This window comes from Nocardia sp. CA-119907, assembly GCF_050955995.1.
Classification (GTDB): domain Bacteria; phylum Actinomycetota; class Actinomycetes; order Mycobacteriales; family Mycobacteriaceae; genus Nocardia.
On the sequence record NZ_CP192091.1, the window covers coordinates 2,464,865 to 2,483,566 of the forward strand.

Genomic DNA, 18,702 nt, shown 5'->3' on the forward strand with positions numbered 1-18,702 from the left:
ATCCCGTCGTAGCGCTCACTGCTGATCTGGTCTCCGCAGTCGCATCAAGAATTCTTGGTGGTCACGGACGTGCACACCGTCTCGGTCGGCGCCGTCGGGCGAGGCCTGCCAGCTGCCGTCCGGTTGAAGTATCCAGCAGCGGGTCGTCGGATACAGGGCGGAGTCGAATACCGACCCCAGCTGCTCGCAGAGCCTCGGATCCTTCACCTGCGCCATGACTTCCACGCGCCGGTCCAGATTCCGGTGCATCATGTCGGCGCTGCCGATCCAATATTGGTCCTGGGCCTGGAAGTGCATGATCCGCGAATGTTCCAGGAAGCGACCGAGAATCGAGCGCACCTCGATGTTCTCGCTCATCCCCTCGACACCGGGGCGCAGACCGCAGATGCCGCGCACCACGATCTGTACCGGTACACCGGCCTGAGAAGCTCGGTAGAGCGCGTCGATGACTTGCTCGTCGACAATTGCGTTGGCCTTCATCCGGATTCGTGCCGGGATGCCCTGCTCGGCCAGTTCGGTCTCACGCTGGATGCGGTCGATGATTCCGGCGCGCACACCCTGCGGGGCGACGAGCAGGTTGCGGTAGTTGGCCTTTCGCGAGTAACCGGTGAGCGAATTGAACAGATCGGTCAGGTCGGCGCCGATTTCCGGTGCGGCAGTGAGCAACCCGACGTCCTCGTAGAGCCGCGCGGTCTTCGGGTTGTAGTTGCCGGTGCCGATATGGCAGTAGCGGCGGATGGTCGCGCCCTCGCGGCGCACCACCAGACAGGTCTTGCAGTGCGTCTTGAGGCCGATGAGTCCGTAGACCACGTGCACGCCCGCCTGTTCCAGCGCGCGGGCCCATTTGATGTTGGCCTGTTCGTCGAAGCGTGCCTTGATCTCGACCAGTGCGACGACCTGCTTGCCCGCCTCGGCCGCGTCGATGAGCGCGTTCACGATCGGGGAGTCACCGGAGGTCCGGTACAGGGTCTGCTTGATGGCGAGCACCTGCGGGTCGGCGGCGGCCTGTTCGATGAAGCGCTGCACGCTGGTGGAGAACGAGTCGTAGGGGTGGTGCACCAGGACGTCGCCCTCGCGCAGCGCCTGGAAGACATTGCGCGGGGTTTCGCGCTCGCCGAACGCCGGTGGCGTCGCGGGCACATACGGCGCGTCCTTGAGATTGGGCCGATCGACGCCGTACACCTGCCATAGGCAGGACAGGTCGAGCAGACCCGGTACCTGGATCACATCCCCTGGATCGACCTCGAGCTCGCGCAACAACAGATCGAGCATGTGCTCGGTCATATCGTCGGAGACCTCTAGTCGAACCGGCGAACCGAAGCGGCGGCGGGCCAGTTCGCGCTCCAGCGCCTGCAGCAGATCCTCGTCGCGGTCCTCGTCGACCTCGAAATCGGCATTGCGGGTGATACGGAACGAATGGTGCTCGACCACCTTCATCCCGGGGAACAGCAGATCGAGGTGTGCGGCGATCAACTCTTCCATCGGCAGGAAGGCCGCGACGGGGGATCCCGACTCGTTGCGCCGCACCCGGACGAAGCGATCGACGTTATCGGGCACCTTGACGCGGGCGAAGTGTTCGGCGCCGGTGGAGGCATCCTTCACCGTCACCGCGAGGTTGAGACTCAGGCCGCTGATGTAGGGGAACGGATGCGCTGGATCCACCGCCAGCGGGGTGAGGACGGGGAAGACCTGGTCCTGGAAATAGCCCGAGAGGCGCTGGCGCTCATCGTCGTCCAGATCGGACCAGTCGATGATGGCAATGCCCTCGGCGGTCATCGCGGGCAGTACCGAGTTGAGGAAAACGCGGGCATGCCGGTCGGCGATCTCCTGGGTGCGGGCCGCGATCAGCTCCAATTGCTCAGTGGGCGAACGGCCGTCCGCCGAACGCACCGAAAGTCCGGTCTCCGCACGGCGTTTGAGACCGGCGACGCGGACCATATAGAACTCGTCCAGATTGGAGGCGAAGATCGCCAGGAATTTCGCGCGCTCCAGCAACGGCAACGACGCGTCCTCGGCAAGGGCGAGTACCCGCGCGTTGAAGTCGAGCCAGCTGAGCTCACGGTTCAGGTAGCGATCACGTGGCAACCGCTGCACCACCGACTCCTCGGCCAACGGTGTCGCGGCGGGCAGTGGGTTCGGCAACAGTTGCTGCTTGACAGTCTCGGTCTCGCTCATGCCCATACCTCGCTGGCACGCGGCACTGACATACGCGATGCGCGCTGGTACGGCATTCGCTCGCTTCGCTCACTCACGTCAACGATCATCCCCTACGAACCGGGCCCTGTGCAGCCCGACATCATGATTGCCGTGCGTATCACGCCGGGTGTGGCGACCGGCTAGCACACCCGGCGGACGCCCTCGTGAACGCGAATCGGCCAGCCGATGTCGTGCAGAGCAGCGCACGTCGAATCCCCGGTGCCGAGGTCGACGGCACGATCGAGATCGTCCGCGGTGTCCACGTCCAGCCGCAATCCCGGCCAGTCACCGCGCAGATCGACCGCGCCCGTCGCGATATGCCGGACCGCGGAGCCGGGCCCGAAACGCGGGTCCAGCGCCGCGACGGTGTCGCGGACGAATAACGCGGCGGTGCCGGTGCCCGCGTGGTCGACGACGACCGAGCGCACCCCGACCGGTGCGGTGCTCAGCATGTCCGAGAGTTCGTCCGGGCGCAGGGCGGGCAGATCCGCCTGTAGGGCCAGCAGTTCGACCGGGCCGTGCCGGTGCCGCAGCGCCGTCGCCGCATCGGTGAGCGCGGTGTTCAGACCGTCCGGGTCGGCGGGGTCGAGCACCGCGCGGCGAGGTTCGGGATGGACCGCCGCGCCGAGCGAGCCCGCCAGCTCGGCGACCACCGGATCCGGGGTCACCACGGTGACCGACGCGATCTGCGGCACCGCGAAGGTGGCGGATACGGTGTCGGCGAGCATGGCCAGCACGAGCTGTGCCCGGTGCTCCGGGCGCAGCCGGTCGGCCAGGCGGCTCTTGGCCCGATCGAGGCTCTTGACCGCGATCACGGCGTGCACGGCATGCGGACGCATGGTCCTAATCCTTCCACGACTGCTTCCGTGGCATATTGGGCAGATGACGAGGGCGGCAGTGCTGGGCGCGGGATCGTGGGGGACCGCGTTCGCGAAGGTGTTGGCGGACGCGGGAACCGAGGTCACGATCTGGGCCCGGCGGCCCGAGGTGGCCAAGGCGCTCGCCACCGAACATCGCAATCCGTTTTATCTGCCCGACGTGCGATTACCGGCCGTCGCGGCCACCCACGATCACGTCGAAGCGCTCGACGGGGCCGACATTGTGGTACTTGCGGTTCCGTCTCAATCCTTGCGCGCGAATCTCGAAACGTGGAAGGACTCGATCGGGCCGGACGCGGCGCTGCTCAGTCTCGCCAAGGGCATCGAGACCGGAACGCTACTGCGGATGAGTCAGGTCATCGGTGAGGTCACCGGTGCCGAGGAGGGTCGCATCGCGGTGCTGTCGGGGCCGAATCTGGCCAAGGAGATCGCCGCCGAGCAGCCTGCCGCCACCGTGATCGCGTGCACCGATGCCGCGCGGGCGGTCGCGCTGCAGCAGGCCTGCGCCAACGGATACTTCCGGCCCTACACCAATACCGATGTGATCGGCTGTGAGATCGGCGGTGCCTGCAAGAACGTCATCGCGCTTGCCTGCGGCATCGCGTCGGGAATGGGGTTGGGCGACAACTCGGTCGCCAGTCTGATCACCCGCGGGCTGGCCGAGATCATCCGGCTCGGGGTCGCGCTCGGCGCGGAGCCGGTCACGCTCGCGGGTTTGGCCGGGGTCGGCGATCTGGTCGCCACCTGCACCTCGCCGCTGTCGCGCAATCGGTCGTTCGGGCATGTGCTCGGGGCGGGCGGGTCCATGGAGGCGGCCCAGGAGGCGACCCATGGCCAGGTCGCCGAGGGTGTGAAGTCGTGCACATCCATTCGCGCGCTGGCCGCCGCGCACGATGTGGAGATGCCGCTGACCACATCGGTGCACCTGGTGTGTCATGAGGGAGTTTCGGTGCGTGAGGCGGTCGACAAACTGCTCGGGCGGCGGATCAAACCGGAATAGGGCCGAAGGCTGGCACCGCACGGGCGCGAGGTTGGTTCGCCCCGCATAACGGGTACGGTTCCGTTCATGACGAACCGGATCAGGGTGGCTGTCGTGTTCGGCGGGCGCAGTAACGAGCACGCCGTGTCCTGCGTATCCGCTGGCAGCGTGCTGCGCAACCTGGATCCGCAGCAGTACGAGGCCGTGCCCATCGGCATCACCCGCGACGGCGCCTGGGTGCTGGGCGGCTCCGATGTGGCCGCGCTCGGATTCAAGGACAATGCGCTGCCCGCGGTGGACAGCACCGGCACCGCGCTGACGCTGGCCGCCGACCCGAGCCGGTCCGGAGCATTGGTCGCGCTCGACGATCCGAGTGCGGCGCTGGGTTCGGTGGATGTGGTGTTCCCGATCCTGCACGGCCCGTTCGGCGAGGACGGCACGCTACAGGGCATGCTCGAATTGGCCGGGGTGCCGTATGTCGGGCCGGGCGTGCTGGCCAGCGCGGCGGGTATGGACAAGGAATTCACCAAGAAGCTGCTAGCCGCCGAGGGCCTGCCGATCGGGCGGCAGGTGGTGCTGCGGCACGGAACCGACACGCTCGGCGAGCAGGACCGGGCGCGGCTCGGACTGCCGGTATTCGTCAAACCGGCGCGCGGCGGCTCCTCGATCGGCATTACCAAGGTCACCGACTGGAGTGCGCTGGACGCGGCGATCGCCGCGGCGCGCGAGCACGATCCGAAGGTGATCGTGGAGGCGGGCATTCTCGGACGCGAAGTCGAATGCGGTGTCCTGGAATTCCCGGACGGTCGGGTCGAGGCCAGCGTGGTCGCGGAGATCCGGATGCCGGATGCCGATGCCGCGGCGCCGGAGTTCTACGACTTCGAAACCAAATACCTCGATGACGTCTGCGAATTCGACGTTCCGGCGAAGCTGGACGACGAAGTGTCCGACAGCATAAGGGAACTCGCGGTACGCGCGTTCAAAGCGCTGGACTGCCAGGGACTCGCCCGGGTCGACTTCTTCGTCACCGCCGAGGGGCCGGTCATCAACGAGATCAATACGATGCCCGGCTTCACGTCGATCTCGATGTATCCACGCATGTGGGAGGCGACCGGAATCGACTACCGGACACTGGTTTCCACACTGATCGAGACGGCGCTGGCACGGGGCACCGGCCTGCGGTAGTTGACGGGGCGGACTACCCGAGCGGCCTTTCGGCGGTCAGTTCGGCAGCGGGCCGGGATCGATCGGTTTCGCGGGCAGATTCGCGGTGATGGTATCCGAAACTCCTTGTAGCGGAGTCGGTCCGGAGCCATCGGGAACGGTCAGCGCGATATAGGTTTCGCGGTCGACGGCGAACCAGGTGCTCGCCTTGGCGGCGGCATCGCGGACCTCGAACCACTGCACCCCATTGACGATCTGCAGCGCGGAGGCGCGGTTGAACTCCAGCGGGCGCTCCAGGCCGCAGCGCAGCACAATGGGATCGCCGCCGTCCTTGCGCTGCCAGGCGCGGGTCGCGGGCGGAGCGGGTTCCACCAGGGTGGACTTGGTGTAGTCGCCGAGGTCGACCGGCAGTGCGGGCAGCAGGGCGGTGCAGGTGGGACCGGCCGCGGCGGGCGCGGGGACCGGACCGAGCACCAGAGGTTCGCGTTCGGTCGATGCGCGGCGTGCCAACACGGCGGCGACGAGGACGGCGACCACCAGCACCACCGGCAGTGCGACGGCGGTCGCGATGAGCGCGGGTGGGTAGCCGCGGGTCTCAGGGGCTGACGCGGCGCCATCGGACTCGCCATCGGCGTCCTCCGGGGCGCCATCGGCCGTTTCGGGCTCGGCGTCGTCATCTTCGGAGGGGTCGGGCAGGGGCGCGTTCTCCGCTGCGGCGCGCGGCGCGACGGCGCTGTCGGCAGCCGACTCCGCCGTGTCCGACGACAGTTCGGCGTCCTTCGACTCCGCTGCCTCGGGCGAATCCGCCATCGACGAATCGCGCTCCGACGACTCCGCCGCCATGCTCACCGGTCCTTCCTGTTCGCACCGGTTGGCGGGGATGGATGCCGCGCACCGGCCTGGTAGTACTCGATTGCCCTGGAAAGGGTACCCTCGGTCGGATTCCAGCCAGCACGACGTCGGGAAGGGACCGGTCATCAGCGAGAGCACGTCACCGCGGACAGTGCGTGAGCTGGGGGAGTTCGCACTGATCGAGCGGATCAACGCGGGCCGGGTCCAGGCGCCCGGCGTACTGCTCGGTCCCGGTGACGATGCCGCCGTGGTGGCCGCGCCGGACGGCCGGTTCGTGGTGACAACCGACATGCTGGTTCAGGATCGGCACTTCCGACTCGATTGGTCCGATCCCCGCGATATCGGGCGCAAGGCGATCGCGCAGAACGCGGCCGATATCGTCGCGATGGGCGCGGTGCCGACCGCATTCGTGGTGGCGCTCGGTTGTCCGGCCGATACGCCGGTCGAGGTCATCGACGGTCTGACCGACGGTATGTGGGCCGAGGCGGGTCGGGCCGGTGGTTCGATCGCGGGTGGTGATGTGGTGCGCAGCCCGCAGCTGGTCATCTCGGTCACCGCCTTCGGCGATCTGGACGGCCGCGCGCCGATCACCAGAGCCGGTGCGCGCGTGGGGGATACGGTCGCCGTGGCCGGTCGGCTCGGCTGGTCCGCGGCCGGGTTGGCAGCGTTGGCCGCCGGGGTCGATCGGGGCGACGAGCTCGTCGCCGAAGCGCTTGCGGCCCACCGAGTCCCGCGGCCGCCCTATGCGGCGGTGCTGGCCGCGATCATCGATGCCGCTGCCGGACAGGTTGATTCGGATACCTCGGCTGCGGGCGTGCTCGGGTCGCGGCAGTCCGCGGCGGCGGGCACCGTCGGGTCGTCCGCGGCCGCGATGCCCACCTCGCTGACCGATATCTCGGACGGACTGCTCGCGGATCTGGGGCATATCGCCGAGGCGTCCGCGGTGGCCATCGATATCGGTTCAACGGCATTGCGCGATCCGGAACTGGAGGCGATCGCGCGGCGTCTGGATGCCGATGCGACGCACTGGATTCTGACCGGCGGCGAGGATCACGCCTTCGTCGGAACCTGGTCGGCGCAGCGGGAATTGCCGCCGGGCTGGACGCCGATCGGACGTGTGCTGGCAGGTCACGGCGTCACCGTCGACGGTGCGCGGCGGCCGGGCAGCGGGGGCTGGGAATCATTCAGCGGGGTGGACTCGGCATCCGAGCCCGAGCCACGATAGGTTGTGCGGTCATGGGCGCGAAACCACTGACGGAAATCATGGATCCGGGTTGGGCGAAGGCTCTCGAACCCGTTGCGGAGCAGATCTCGGCCATGGGCGAATTCCTGCGCGCGGAAAACGCCGCGGGCCGCGGTTATCTACCGGCCGGTGAAAATGTACTGCGCGCCTTCCAGCGCCCATTCGACGCGGTGCGCGTGCTGATCGTCGGCCAGGATCCGTATCCGACGCCCGGCCATCCGATGGGGCTGAGTTTCTCTGTCGCCCCCGATGTTTCGCCGGTTCCGCGCAGCCTCGCCAATATCTTCGCCGAATACAGCAAGGACCTCGGCTACACCACACCGTCCAACGGCGATCTGAGTCCGTGGTCGGATCAGGGGGTCCTGTTGCTGAACAGAGTCCTCACGGTCTCGCCGGGACAGCCCGCCTCGCATCGCGGCAAGGGCTGGGAAGCGGTGACCGACCAGGCGATTCGCGCCCTGGTGGCCCGGGATGAGCCGCTGGTCGCGATCCTGTGGGGCCGCGACGCGCAGACACTGAAGCCGCAGCTGGCCGAGGCCGAGGTGCCCTATATCGAATCCGTGCATCCGTCACCACTGTCGGCCTCGCGCGGGTTTTTCGGTTCGCGACCCTTCTCCCGAGTGAATGAACTACTCGACGAATTGGGTGGCGAACCTGTTGACTGGCGCCTGCCCTGATCCCGGGCGCTGAGGTAAAACAAAGTAGAGGAGCACAATTCAATGCACATCAAGACCGTCCGCGGCGCCACCGTCGCGCTGGCGTTCTGCGCGGCCATGGCCGGAGGCGCAGCCACCGCGAGCGCGGCCGGGCTGCCACTGGAGCCCGCTGCGGATACCACCTCGACCGGTACCGCCGCACCGGTCGGTGAGGAATTCACCTCGAACGGCTCCTCCACCATTTCCTCTTCGGTGAATGCGAAGGTCGCCTGCCTGCTGCAGAACACCATCAGCGCGCAAGGTAAGTGGGACTGCTGACGTCCCATTGACCGGGGGTCAACAACGGGCCCCCCGGATGCTGTGCGATCCTCGGATCGTGAGTAATGCGAACAACCTGCTCGATCCGACTCGGCTGCACCTGCGTGGTTCGGATGGGATCGAGCTGGCGGCCGACCAGTTCGGCCCGGCGGACGGCCCGCTCGTGCTGTTCCTCCACGGTGGCGGGCAAACCCGACACTCGTGGAAGCAGACGGGGGCGAAGCTGGCCGCCGCCGGGATGCGGGTCGTCACGCTGGACGCCCGCGGCCACGGCGACAGTCAGTGGGCGCCGGATGCGAATTACCGGCGCGACACGATGGTCGCGGATCTCGTCAATGTGCTCGAACAGTTGGGTGCGCCCGCGGTCGTCGTCGGGGCGAGTATGGGCGGGATCACCGGCCTGCTCACCACGGCGGTGCCGGGTGGCGAGGCGATCAGCGCGCTGGTGCTCGTCGATATCGTCACCCGCCCCGAACCGACCGGTGTCGCGCGGGTGATCGACTTCCTCGGCAAACATCGCGACGGGTTCGACACGCTGGAGCAGGCCGCCGACGCGGTCGCCGAATATATGCCGCACCGCCCGCGACCCAAGAACACCGATGGTCTGCTGCGGAATTTGCGGCAGCGCGACGGCCGCTGGTACTGGCACTGGGATCCGGACATGCTGAAGGATCGCGTGGAGGATCCGAGCGAGATGAGCCAGCAGATGGAGGTCGCGGCGCGTGCCCTGACGCTGCCGGTGCTGCTGGTGCGCGGCATGCAGTCCGATGTGGTGACTCCCGAGGGGGCCGCGGCGTTCCTGGAGATGGTGCCGCATGCGCAGTTGGTCGAGATCGGTGGGGCTGCGCATACCGCGGCCGGTGACGACAACGATGCCTTCACCGACGCGGTCGCCAAATTCGTGCTGGAGACTCGGGCGTTGGAGACCGAATCCGTTGGTGACTAAACGTACTTCGGCTTGCGCTTCGCGATGAACGCGTCGACGCCCTCGATGCCGGCCGGGCTGTTCGCCGCGGCGGCTATCGCATCGCGTTCATAGTCGAGCTGTTCGCTCAACGTCGCCGAATTCGACCGCGCCAGTAGCGATTTGATGCTCGCGTAGGTGGACCGCGGCCCGGTGGTGAAGGTTCGGGCCAGGTTCATGGCCTCGTCGCGCACCTGCTCGTCGTCGACCAGTCGGCTGAGGATTCCGAGCCGCACGGCCTCCTCGGCGGTGAGAATCGCATCGGTGAGCAGGATTTCGCGCGCCCGCCCGGCACCGACGATGCGCGGCAATGTCCACGACATTCCGCCGTCCGGGCTCAGGCCGATGCCCGGATAGGCCGGACGCAACTTGGTGCTCGGCCCGCCGATGGCGATATCGGCGGCACATACCAGGCTCATCCCGGCTCCCGCCGCCCAGCCCTGCACTCCGACCACCACCGGCACCGTCGTCTCGTCCAGCGCCCGCACGAAGTCGTGCAGCAGCGTCGCCAGCCCATGAATATGCCCCGCCCGATCCTCCGCCTCGGCAAACCCCCGCACATTCCCGCCCGCGCAGAAGTTCGCCCCGCTCCCCGTCAACACCACGGCCCCCACCTCACGCCCCGCCGCCCGCAACGCCTCCGTCCCCGCGGTAATCCCCCCGAAGTCCATGGAAGTGCCATTAGCGGCAGTAGCGATCGTGATCTGCAGAACGCCGTCGACAATGGTGACGTACTCGGTTTGCGCAGTGGAGGTCATGTCCAGCACCTTAGCTAGCCCCCGACTCCGCGCACCATGCGGACTTCGGTGGCCGGGGTGAAGGCTTCTATTCGGGTGGTGCCGTCCAGTTCGAAGCCGTGTTTGCGGTAGAAGGCTTGGGCGCGTGGGTTTTTCTCGAAGACCCAGAGGGAGCAGGGGGCGTCGGGGGGTAGGGCGGCGCGGATGAGGGCCTGGGCCACGCCGGCGCCGTACCAGGCGGCGCGGACGTAGAGGGCGTTGAGTTCGGTTGGGGTCACCGGGGATTCGTCGCGGGACGGGCCGACGCTCGCGAAGCCGATGACGTGATCGTCGACCAGGGCGACGTGGGTGCTGTTCGGGTGGCGGACCCGGAGGCGTTCCCATTGCTCCGCCCGGCGGTCCACATCGAAGGCGTCGAGTACGTGGTCCGGGACCAGGCCGCGATAGGCCTCACGCCAGCAGGTGATATGGCATTCGGCCAGGCTGTGGACGTGCTCTGCGGCGAGTGCCGTGATCCGCCACGGTGGGGTCGGCTCGGTCATCTCGGAAAGCTTGACGTCCCAGCAACTGATTTCGCAAGCACAGGGGTAACTCGTCGGGTACGTCCAAGAGTTGACCACGCACCAACTGTCGGCCCGCGAAGTATCGTCAGTCGCAGCTGCGGATCGGCAGAAGATTCGCGGAGGCGGACAAGACTACGCCCCGAGCACCGGATGGTGGTCGGGGCGTATGTCGGTCTCGTTTGGATCGGCTTCGGGGCAGATCAGCCGCGAACGACCTTTCCGGCCTTCAGGCAGGAGGTGCACACGTTCATGCGGCGGGTGTTGCCCGGGGCGACCTGGGCACGCACGGTCTGGATGTTCGGGTTCCAACGACGGTTGGTACGCCGGTGCGAGTGCGAGACCGACTTCCCGAAGCCGGGGCCCTTGGCGCAGACGTCGCAGACGGCAGCCATAGTCGCGAACTCCTTCATGTCATGTGGGGACCGCTGCACATCGGCAGCATGTCCGGAAACGATGTCTTAATGCCCTGCCGACTGACGTCGGCCAGCGCAGACCGGTCTCGGCCGCGCTAGGCAACCCTGCAAGGGTAGCTGGCGGGGTCCGGATCCGCCAAACCGGGTCATGGAGCAACGGCCCGTGGACATCCCTGATCGTAGGGGATCGGTGTCGCCGATCGACTGTCGGTATCGCCAGCTAACCTGGCGAACGGTGGCAGGCCCGTTCGAGCGACCTGCCAGCAGTCGCTAGTGGTGTGGACGATCGCGGAGAGAGGTGGCGGTGCCCGGAGTGCGGGACATGACGAGCGATGGCCGCGGTGACGCAGAACTTCCATCCGCCGTCGGGTCGAATGCGCTGAACGGTCCCGCGTTGCTGCGCTGGGGCCGGGTCTGCCTCGAGGGTCTCGAACAGCGGCGCGAGGAGATCAACGCGCTCAATGTCTTTCCCATCGCCGACGCCGATACCGGCACGAACATGCTGGCAACCATGCGGGCGGCGATGCAGGCCGCCGAGGCCGCGATGGTCGCCGCCCCGTCCGCAGCCGCGGTCCCGTCCACACATGAGGTGGCCGCCGCGATGGCGCGCGGTGCGACCCTCGGTGCGCGCGGCAATTCCGGAATCATCCTTTCGCAGGTGTTGCGGGGGATCGCCGAAGCGGTGCGCGGTGGCCTGCTGACCGCCGATACGCTGCGCGAGGCGCTGGCCACGGCCTCGGCGTTGGTGCGCGAGTCATTGAGTGTGCCGGTCGAGGGGACCATCCTGACCGTGCTGGAGCGGGCGTCCGAATGTGCCGCGGTGTGTCCGGAGCCCGTGCTGGCCGAGGTCGCGGTGGCGGCGGCCGACGGTGCCGCCAAGGCGCTCGGTGACACACCCGCCCAGCTCGGGGTGCTGCGTGAGGCCGGGGTGGTGGATGCGGGTGCACGTGGGCTCGTGGTGCTGCTCGACAGTCTGGTCGCTGTCACGCTCGGGGAGACACCCGATCGGCCGCAGTATGTGCGCGGTGAGTCCGCAGTCCCGCAGGCGCAGGTCGAACGTGGCGATATGGACGCCGAGGCGGCACCCGACGACTCGGCGTCGCGAGACGGTGCCGAGTCCCGGACCAGCGTTCAATGCGGCATCGAATCCCGAAACAGTGCCGAACCCCAGAACAGCGCCGAACCGCACTTCGAGGTGATGTACCTCCTCTCCGACACCGACAACCGACGCATAGCCCGCCTCCGCGATCGCCTCGCCGAACTAGGCGACTCCGTCGTGGTGGTCGGGGACGGTGCGGGCTCCTGGTCCGCACACGTACATTGCGCCGACGCCGGAGCCGCCGTCGAAGCGGGCATCGCCACCGGCACCCTGAGCGCCATCCGCATCGAAAGCTTCGCCATCACCGCCCGCGCCGCAACGGCCCCGCCTGTGTGGCCTGAAAACGATGGTCCCGCGGACCGCGGAGTGCTGGCCGTGGTGGCGGGCGATGGGGCGGCGGCGCTCTTCGAGGCCGGAGGTGCGGTAGTGCTCGGCGGTGACGGCACGGTTACCAGCGCCGCACTGCTGGCCGCGATCCGGCAGCTGCCGAATCGCGAAGTGCTGGTGCTGCCGAATGGCGCGCTGCCCGCGCACGAGTTGGTGGCGGTTGGTGTCGCGGCTCGTGACGTGCACCGCGACGTGCTGCTGTTGCCGAGCGGGTCCATGGTGCAGGGATTGGCGGCGCTGGCCGTGCACGATTGTGGGCGGATCGCGGTGGACGATGCCTTCGCGATGTCGGAGGCGGCGGCCGCTACCCGGTGGGGATCGCTGCGCGCCGCCACCGAGCGGGCCCTGACCATGGTCGGCACCTGCGAGGCGGGCGACGGGCTCGGCCTGGTCGGCCACGATGTGGTGGTGATCGACCGGGATGTGCCGACCGCGGGCCGAACCCTGCTCGACCGGATGCTCGCCTTCGGCGGCGAGCTGGTCACTTTGCTCATGGGCGCGGCGGCCCCCGCCGAACTCGCGGCCGAACTCGCCGCGCACATCGCGAACGGTTTTCCCGGCATCGAGGTGAGCGTGTACTCCGGTGGGCAGCACGCGGATCTGGTGCAGATTGGGGTGGAATAGGGATATGGCGACACTCAGTGATCGGCTGGACCACCTGCTCGGCGTGAAGGCGGCCGAGCCGCTGGCCGACGCCTTCGACATGCACACCGTCGAGGATCTGTTGCGGCACTACCCATTACGCTATGCCACCCAGGGCCAGCCGCTCACCCAGGAGCAGCCGGAAGAGGGTGCGCACATCACCGTCATCGGCCGGGTGACGAAAACCGAACTCCGGCCGATGAAGAACCGCAGGGGCAGACTGCTCAAGGTGGCCCTCGATACCGGCTCGGTCGCCCCGATCGATATCACCTTCTTCAATGGCGACAAGGTGAGTTACCTTGTCCGCGAGGGTGTCCGGGCGATGATGTCGGGCACCGTGCACTGGTGGCGGCCGGACCGCTGGAACCTGTCGCATCCCGATTATCTGATCCTGCCCGATAAGGAAGAGGGTTCGATAGAGAACCTCACGTCGGTGCGCGGCGGCGGTGCGCTGCGCGGACTGGCGCAGAGTGCGAAAGGTAAAGAAGGTGTGGATGTCTCGTTCTTCGAACGGGAATTCATTCCGGTGTATCCGGCGACCGCCAAGGTACAGAGCTGGGATCTGCTGGCCTGTGTCCGGCAGGTGCTCGATCAGCTCGATCCGATCGACGATCCGCTGCCGAGCGCGCTGCGCGAGGATCGCGGCCTGATGAAGGTCTCCGATGCGCTGCGGCTGATCCACCTGCCCGAGCACAAATCCGATATCGAACAGGCAAGGGAGCGTTTGCGTTTCGACGAGGCGCTGGCCCTACAGCTGGTACTCGCCGAGCGGCGACACGATGCGGAGGGGCGCACGGCCCGACCGTGTCCGCCGCGATCCGACGGTATCGCAGCGGCTTTCGATACCCGCCTGCCCTTCGAACTGACCGAGGGGCAGCGGCAGGTGATCGCGGAGATCTCCGACGATCTCGCGCGCAGCCATCCGATGCACCGGCTGCTGCAGGGTGAGGTGGGCTCGGGCAAGACGATCGTCGCGCTGCACGCGATGTTGCAGGTGGTCGACGCCGGACAGCAGTGCGCACTGCTTGCGCCGACGGAAGTCCTTGCCGCCCAGCACTATCGGTCCCTGCGCGCGATGCTCGGCGATCTCGGCACCGCCGGTGAACTCGGCGCCGCCGACCAGGCGACCAAGGTCGTGCTGGTGACCGGCTCGATGTCGGCATCGGCGAAGAAGGCCGCACTGCTCTACGCGGTCACCGGCGAGGCGGGCATCGTCATCGGTACGCACGCATTGATCCAGGACGCGGTGGAGTTCTTCGATCTGGGCATGGTGATCGTCGACGAACAGCACCGGTTCGGCGTCGAGCAGCGGGATGCGTTGCGCGCCAAGGCGAAAGCCGGTACCAGCCCGCATCTGCTCGTCATGACCGCGACCCCGATACCCCGGACCATCGCCATGACCACCCTCGGCGATCTGGAGACCTCGACCCTCACCCAGCTGCCCCGGGGCCGCTCACCGATCGTATCGAAGGTGGTACCGCGCAAACAGCATCCGAACTGGGTGGACCGCGCCTGGGAGCGCATCCTGGAGGAGGTCTCGGCCGGGCGGCAGGCCTATGTGGTGTGCTCGCGCATCGGCGACGACGAGGAGAACGGCAAGAGCCGCAACGGCAAGAAATCCGGCAGGTCGAAAGATGGGGCGGAGCAGGAGGGGCCGACCACCGCCGCGGCCGTCGAGGTATTCGACATGCTGCGCACCGGCCCATTGGCGAACGTCCGGGTCGGTCTACTGCACGGCAGGCTGCCGACCGATGAAAAAGACCAGGTGATGCGGGCATTCAACGATGGCGATATCGATGTGCTGGTCTGCACCACCGTCGTCGAGGTCGGCGTCGACGTCCCGAACGCGACCGTCATGGTCATTGTGGACGCGGACCGCTTCGGCGTCAGCCAGCTGCATCAGCTGCGCGGACGGATCGGCCGTGGCAAACATCCCGGCCTGTGCCTGCTCATCACCGACGCCGGTCCCACCGGCACCGCCATGGCCCGCCTCGACGCGGTTGCCGCCACCACCGACGGTTTCGAACTCGCGGTCCTCGACCTGCGCCAACGCCGCGAAGGCGATGTCCTCGGCGCCGCCCAATCCGGCACCGCGCGCTCACTGCGGCTGCTCTCCCTGCTCGATGACCTCGAGGTCATCACCGCCGCACAGGAACTCGCGCGCGAGGTCGTCGAAGCCGACCCCGGTCTGCGGCAGCATTCCGGGTTGGCGAGCATGATGCGCGCCGCCGTCGACTCCGAACGCATCGAATATCTGGCCAAATCCTGATTCCGAGCTCGTCGGTCAGCGTCCGATCCGCGGATAGGGCAGATCCGTACTCATATGTTCGGTGATCGCGAGCGGACTGCCGATCTGCGGGAACGCGCGCTGGGGGCACGAGGGACGCTCGCAGACCTTGCAGCCCGCACCGATCGGCACCGCGGCGCCGGGATTGTCCAGATGCAGGCCGGTGGAATAAGCCAGCCGGTCCGCGTATTCGATATCGCAGCCCAGACCGATCGCGAAGTCCTTTGTGGCCGTGCCGAATCCGTGCGGTGCCGTCAGTGCGGTGCGGGCGATCCACAGGTAGCGGCGGCCGTCGGGCATCGCGGCGATCTGGGTCAGGATGCGGCCGGGATTCGCGAAGGCCTCGTGCACCACCCAGAGCGGGCAGCTGCCGCCGACTCGGGAGAAGTGGAAGGCGGTGGCGGACTGGCGTTTCGAGATATTGCCTGCGCGGTCGGTGCGGACGAGGAAGAACGGAACGCCGCGCTGCCCCTGCCGCTGCAACGTGCTCAACCGGTGGCAGATGGTTTCGAAGCCGACCTCGAAACGCAAACCGAGCAGATCGATGTCGTAGCGCAGTTCCTCGGCCGACCGCAGGAAGCGCCCGTAGGGCAGCACCAGCGCGCCCGCGAAATAGTTGGCCAGCCCGATCCGCGCCAGCGTCCGGGATTCGCCGATGAGCGACGGCGTTTCGGCCAGTACGGCGTCCAGGTCCTTGCCGTACAACAGAAAACCGAGCGTGGTGGCGATCTGGAAGGCGCGCTGCCCGGGACGCAGCCGCCGCGCCAGGGTCAGGGTGCGGCTGTCCGGATCGTAATGCCGTTTCGGGATGGACGGATCCGCGCCATCACCGCGCACCAGCACGGTCACTCCGGCGCGCTCCTCGGCCACTCTGGCGAGTTGCCGATCGAGCGAGCCGATGCTCAGGCCGCACTCCTCGAAGAGCTGTTCGGCCGCGTGATCGAGTTGGGCGATGTGATTGTGGTGGTCATAGAAGAAGTCCCGCACATCCTCGTACGGCATGGGCACACCGGGAGCGCCGGTCGGCGCGGCCACCCGGGCGGAGAGCAGATCGAGTTGATCGGTCGCGGCGCGCAGTCGCCGATGCATCGCGACGACGATCCGGGCGACCTCCGGTAGTCGGGTCGCGAGCTCCTCCACCTCGGTCACCGGCGCGCTGTCGCCGCCCGCCGCGTCCACCAGCACCTCGTGCAGATCCGATACCAAGCGGGCATCGGAGTCGGCGGCGAAAAACTGCACGTCGAGGTCGAAGGTGGAGTTGAGCTTGAGCAACACCGGGATGGTGAGCGGTCGCTGGTCGCGCTCGAGCTGGTTGAGGTAGCTGGGCGATAGATCGAGGGATTTCGCCAGTGCCGCCTGGGTCATCCGCCGCTCTTCGCGCAACCGTCTCAGCCGGGCGCCCGCGTACATCTTGCGCACCGCAAGATGGTAGCCCTCGGAATTTGCAAACATCGCAAAATGCGTGATTCTCGCCCGCAGAAATCTGCTGTTGCAAGGGATTTTGTCGTCGATCAATCCTGCGTAGCGTGCGAAGTGGGCAGTGGCCCGCCGGACGGAACCGGAGGATGGATGAAGATACACATCGTACGCGCCCGTGGCGCCGCGGTGGACTTTCCGCGCTCGGAACATCTGGCCGCCAAGATTGCCGAGGTCGCCGCCGATCCGGTCGAGGTGAGCACCGAGGTGACCGAGATGATCGTGAACCGCATCATCGACAATGCGGCCGTCGCCGCGGCCGCGCTGGTCCGCCGCCCGGTGGCCAGCGCGCGGGCACAGGCACTCGCACAGCCGTACACGCCGCGGCCGGGTCGGGCGGGTGCCACTGTTTTCGGGCTGTCCGCTCCCGACCGGGTGTCGCCGGAGTGGGCCGCGTGGGCCAATGGAGTCGCGGTGCGCGAACTCGACTTTCACGACACCTTCCTCGCCGCCGAGTACTCGCATCCGGGCGATAACATCGCGCCGATTCTCGCCGTCGCCCAGCACACCGGACGCAGTGGCGCCGAGCTGATCCGTGGCCTGGCCACCGGTTATGAGATCCAGATCGACCTGGCACGCGGAATCTGCCTGCACGAGCACAAGATCGATCACGTCGCCCACCTCGGTCCGTCCGCCGCCGCGGGCATCGGGACGCTACTCGGGCTCGGCACCGAGACGATCTATCAGGCGATCGGGCAGGCGCTGCACACCACGACCGCGACCCGGCAATCCCGCAAGGGCGAAATCTCCAGCTGGAAGGCCTATGCCCCTGCATTCGCCGGGAAGATGGCGGTGGAGGCAGTGGATCGCGCCATGCGCGGTGAGGGTGCGCCCGCGCCGATCTGGGAGGGCGCGGACGGCGTCATCGCCTGGCTGCTCGGCGGGCCGGATGCGGAATACCGGGTACCGCTGCCGAGTCCGGGCGAAGCCAAGCGCGCGATCCTGGACAGCTACACCAAGGAGCATTCGGCCGAGTACCAGAGTCAGGCACCCATCGATCTCGCGCGCCGAATGCGTTCGCGCATAGGCGATCTCGATCAGATCGCGACCATCGTTCTGCACACCAGTCAGCACACACATGTGGTGATCGGCACCGGATCCGGTGACCCGCAGAAGTTCGATCCGCGGGCCAGTCGGGAGACGCTCGACCATTCCGTTCCTTATATCTTCGCGGTCGCGCTGCAAGACGGCGGCTGGCATCACGAGCGGTCGTATGCGCCCGAGCGCGCACGTCGGGCGGATACCGTCGCGCTGTGGCGCAAGATCTCGACCGTCGAGGATCCGGAGTGGACCCGCCGCTACCACGCCATTGATCCGAAGGAAAAGGCCTTCGGGGCACGGGCTGTCGTGACCCTCACAAGCGGCGAAACGATCGTCGACGAACTCGCCGTCGCCGATGCGCATCCGCTCGGCGCGCGGCCGTTCGCCCGCGAGCAGTACCTCGCGAAGTTCCGAACGCTCACCGAAGGGGTCATCGATCCCGCGGAGCAGCAGCGCTTCCTCGACGCGGTGCAGCGCACGTCGGCATTGGCCGCCGGTGAGTTGGATCAGCTGACGTTCACCGTGTCGCCCGAGGTGCTCGGGCGTGCGCCGATGGTGCCGGAGGGGATCTTCTGATGCTCGCCTTACTCCTGGCCCCAGACCAGCGCCTGCGCGGCGATCACCTCGGTTCCGTTGAACGTGACGGCGGGCGATCCGTGCAGCCGGTAACCCTGATCGAGCAGGCCACTGATCCGTTCGCAGAAGGTCGCGTCGTCGACGCCGGTGATCAGCCGGTAGCGCAGCGGAAGATCCTCGGGCCCACCCGACCCGCCTTTCATCGAATCGCTCATGAGCCCAGCCTAGGGC

General features: G+C 67.5%; 17 protein-coding genes. 9 read left to right on the top strand and 8 right to left on the bottom strand.

The window, feature by feature from the left end; translation table 11 throughout:
* Positions 1-15: 15 nt before the first annotated feature.
* Positions 16-2,175, bottom strand: a complete 2,160-nt coding sequence (locus ACQP2D_RS11055; RefSeq protein ID WP_433683622.1) for an RNA degradosome polyphosphate kinase — start codon at positions 2,173-2,175, stop codon at positions 16-18.
* 161 nt (positions 2,176-2,336) lie between these two features.
* A complete protein-coding gene (cofC, locus tag ACQP2D_RS11060) occupies positions 2,337-3,035 on the bottom strand; it encodes a 2-phospho-L-lactate guanylyltransferase (protein WP_433683623.1) in 699 nt (232 codons plus the stop codon).
* 43 nt (positions 3,036-3,078) lie between these two features.
* Here cofC and ACQP2D_RS11065 point away from each other — a divergent pair, with 43 nt between their 5' ends.
* Both ACQP2D_RS11065 and ACQP2D_RS11070 read left to right on the top strand, forming a co-directional pair.
* Positions 3,079-4,074: an NAD(P)H-dependent glycerol-3-phosphate dehydrogenase gene (locus ACQP2D_RS11065; protein ID WP_433683624.1), complete on the top strand. Its 996-nt coding sequence runs from the start codon at positions 3,079-3,081 to the stop codon at positions 4,072-4,074.
* A 66-nt stretch (positions 4,075-4,140) separates the two neighbouring features.
* The gene (locus ACQP2D_RS11070) at positions 4,141-5,238 is read left to right on the top strand and encodes a D-alanine--D-alanine ligase family protein (protein ID WP_433683625.1); all 1,098 of its coding nucleotides are present in this window, start codon (positions 4,141-4,143) and stop codon (positions 5,236-5,238) included.
* A gap of 36 nt (positions 5,239-5,274) precedes the next feature.
* Here ACQP2D_RS11070 and ACQP2D_RS11075 read toward each other — a convergent pair whose 3' ends face one another.
* Positions 5,275-5,913 (bottom strand): DUF3515 domain-containing protein, encoded by a 639-nt coding sequence (locus ACQP2D_RS11075; protein ID WP_433685609.1) that lies wholly within the window; start codon positions 5,911-5,913, stop codon positions 5,275-5,277.
* A gap of 307 nt (positions 5,914-6,220) precedes the next feature.
* Here ACQP2D_RS11075 and thiL point away from each other — a divergent pair, with 307 nt between their 5' ends.
* From thiL to ACQP2D_RS11095, 4 genes are read left to right on the top strand one after another with little or no spacing between them, the layout of a single operon-like run.
* On the top strand, positions 6,221-7,294 hold the full coding sequence (gene thiL / locus ACQP2D_RS11080) for a thiamine-phosphate kinase (protein ID WP_433683626.1): 1,074 nt from the start codon (positions 6,221-6,223) through the stop codon (positions 7,292-7,294).
* Positions 7,295-7,305: 11 nt separating this feature from the next.
* Positions 7,306-7,989 carry a uracil-DNA glycosylase gene (locus tag ACQP2D_RS11085; RefSeq protein ID WP_433683627.1) on the top strand — a complete coding sequence of 228 codons (684 nt, stop codon included), beginning with the start codon at positions 7,306-7,308 and terminating at the stop codon, positions 7,987-7,989.
* Between the two features lie 42 nt (positions 7,990-8,031).
* Positions 8,032-8,286 (top strand): hypothetical protein, encoded by a 255-nt coding sequence (locus ACQP2D_RS11090; protein WP_433683628.1) that lies wholly within the window; start codon positions 8,032-8,034, stop codon positions 8,284-8,286.
* 58 nt (positions 8,287-8,344) lie between these two features.
* The gene (locus tag ACQP2D_RS11095; RefSeq protein WP_433683629.1) at positions 8,345-9,232 is read left to right on the top strand and encodes an alpha/beta fold hydrolase; all 888 of its coding nucleotides are present in this window, start codon (positions 8,345-8,347) and stop codon (positions 9,230-9,232) included.
* Here ACQP2D_RS11095 and ACQP2D_RS11100 read toward each other — a convergent pair.
* The 3 genes from ACQP2D_RS11100 to rpmB all read right to left on the bottom strand — a co-directional run bounded on the left by ACQP2D_RS11100 (position 9,229) and on the right by rpmB (position 10,942).
* Complete coding sequence (locus ACQP2D_RS11100; protein WP_433683630.1) at positions 9,229-10,008, bottom strand: enoyl-CoA hydratase/isomerase family protein; 780 nt, start codon at positions 10,006-10,008, stop codon at positions 9,229-9,231. The two genes, ACQP2D_RS11095 and ACQP2D_RS11100, sit on opposite strands and share 4 nt — an antisense overlap.
* Before the next feature lie 14 nt (positions 10,009-10,022).
* Positions 10,023-10,529, bottom strand: a complete 507-nt coding sequence (locus ACQP2D_RS11105; protein ID WP_433683631.1) for an N-acetyltransferase family protein — start codon at positions 10,527-10,529, stop codon at positions 10,023-10,025.
* Positions 10,530-10,750: 221 nt separating this feature from the next.
* Positions 10,751-10,942, bottom strand: a complete 192-nt coding sequence (rpmB, locus tag ACQP2D_RS11110; protein ID WP_011210730.1) for a 50S ribosomal protein L28 — start codon at positions 10,940-10,942, stop codon at positions 10,751-10,753.
* 343 nt (positions 10,943-11,285) lie between these two features.
* Here rpmB and ACQP2D_RS11115 point away from each other — a divergent pair, with 343 nt between their 5' ends.
* Positions 11,286-13,073 carry a DAK2 domain-containing protein gene (locus ACQP2D_RS11115; protein ID WP_433683632.1) on the top strand — a complete coding sequence of 596 codons (1,788 nt, stop codon included), beginning with the start codon at positions 11,286-11,288 and terminating at the stop codon, positions 13,071-13,073.
* 4 nt (positions 13,074-13,077) lie between these two features.
* On the top strand, positions 13,078-15,360 hold the full coding sequence (recG, locus tag ACQP2D_RS11120; protein ID WP_433683633.1) for an ATP-dependent DNA helicase RecG: 2,283 nt from the start codon (positions 13,078-13,080) through the stop codon (positions 15,358-15,360).
* Between the two features lie 15 nt (positions 15,361-15,375).
* On the opposite strand, the gene ACQP2D_RS11125 is transcribed toward recG, so the two are convergent.
* The gene (locus tag ACQP2D_RS11125; RefSeq protein WP_433683634.1) at positions 15,376-16,797 is read right to left on the bottom strand and encodes a short-chain fatty acyl-CoA regulator family protein; all 1,422 of its coding nucleotides are present in this window, start codon (positions 16,795-16,797) and stop codon (positions 15,376-15,378) included.
* Positions 16,798-16,947: 150 nt separating this feature from the next.
* On the opposite strand from ACQP2D_RS11125, the gene ACQP2D_RS11130 reads away from it, so the two are divergent.
* The gene (locus tag ACQP2D_RS11130) at positions 16,948-18,471 is read left to right on the top strand and encodes an MmgE/PrpD family protein (protein ID WP_433683635.1); all 1,524 of its coding nucleotides are present in this window, start codon (positions 16,948-16,950) and stop codon (positions 18,469-18,471) included.
* 8 nt (positions 18,472-18,479) lie between these two features.
* On the opposite strand, the gene ACQP2D_RS11135 is transcribed toward ACQP2D_RS11130, so the two are convergent.
* Positions 18,480-18,686 (bottom strand): DUF1737 domain-containing protein, encoded by a 207-nt coding sequence (locus ACQP2D_RS11135; RefSeq protein WP_433683636.1) that lies wholly within the window; start codon positions 18,684-18,686, stop codon positions 18,480-18,482.
* Positions 18,687-18,702: the final 16 nt, after the last annotated feature.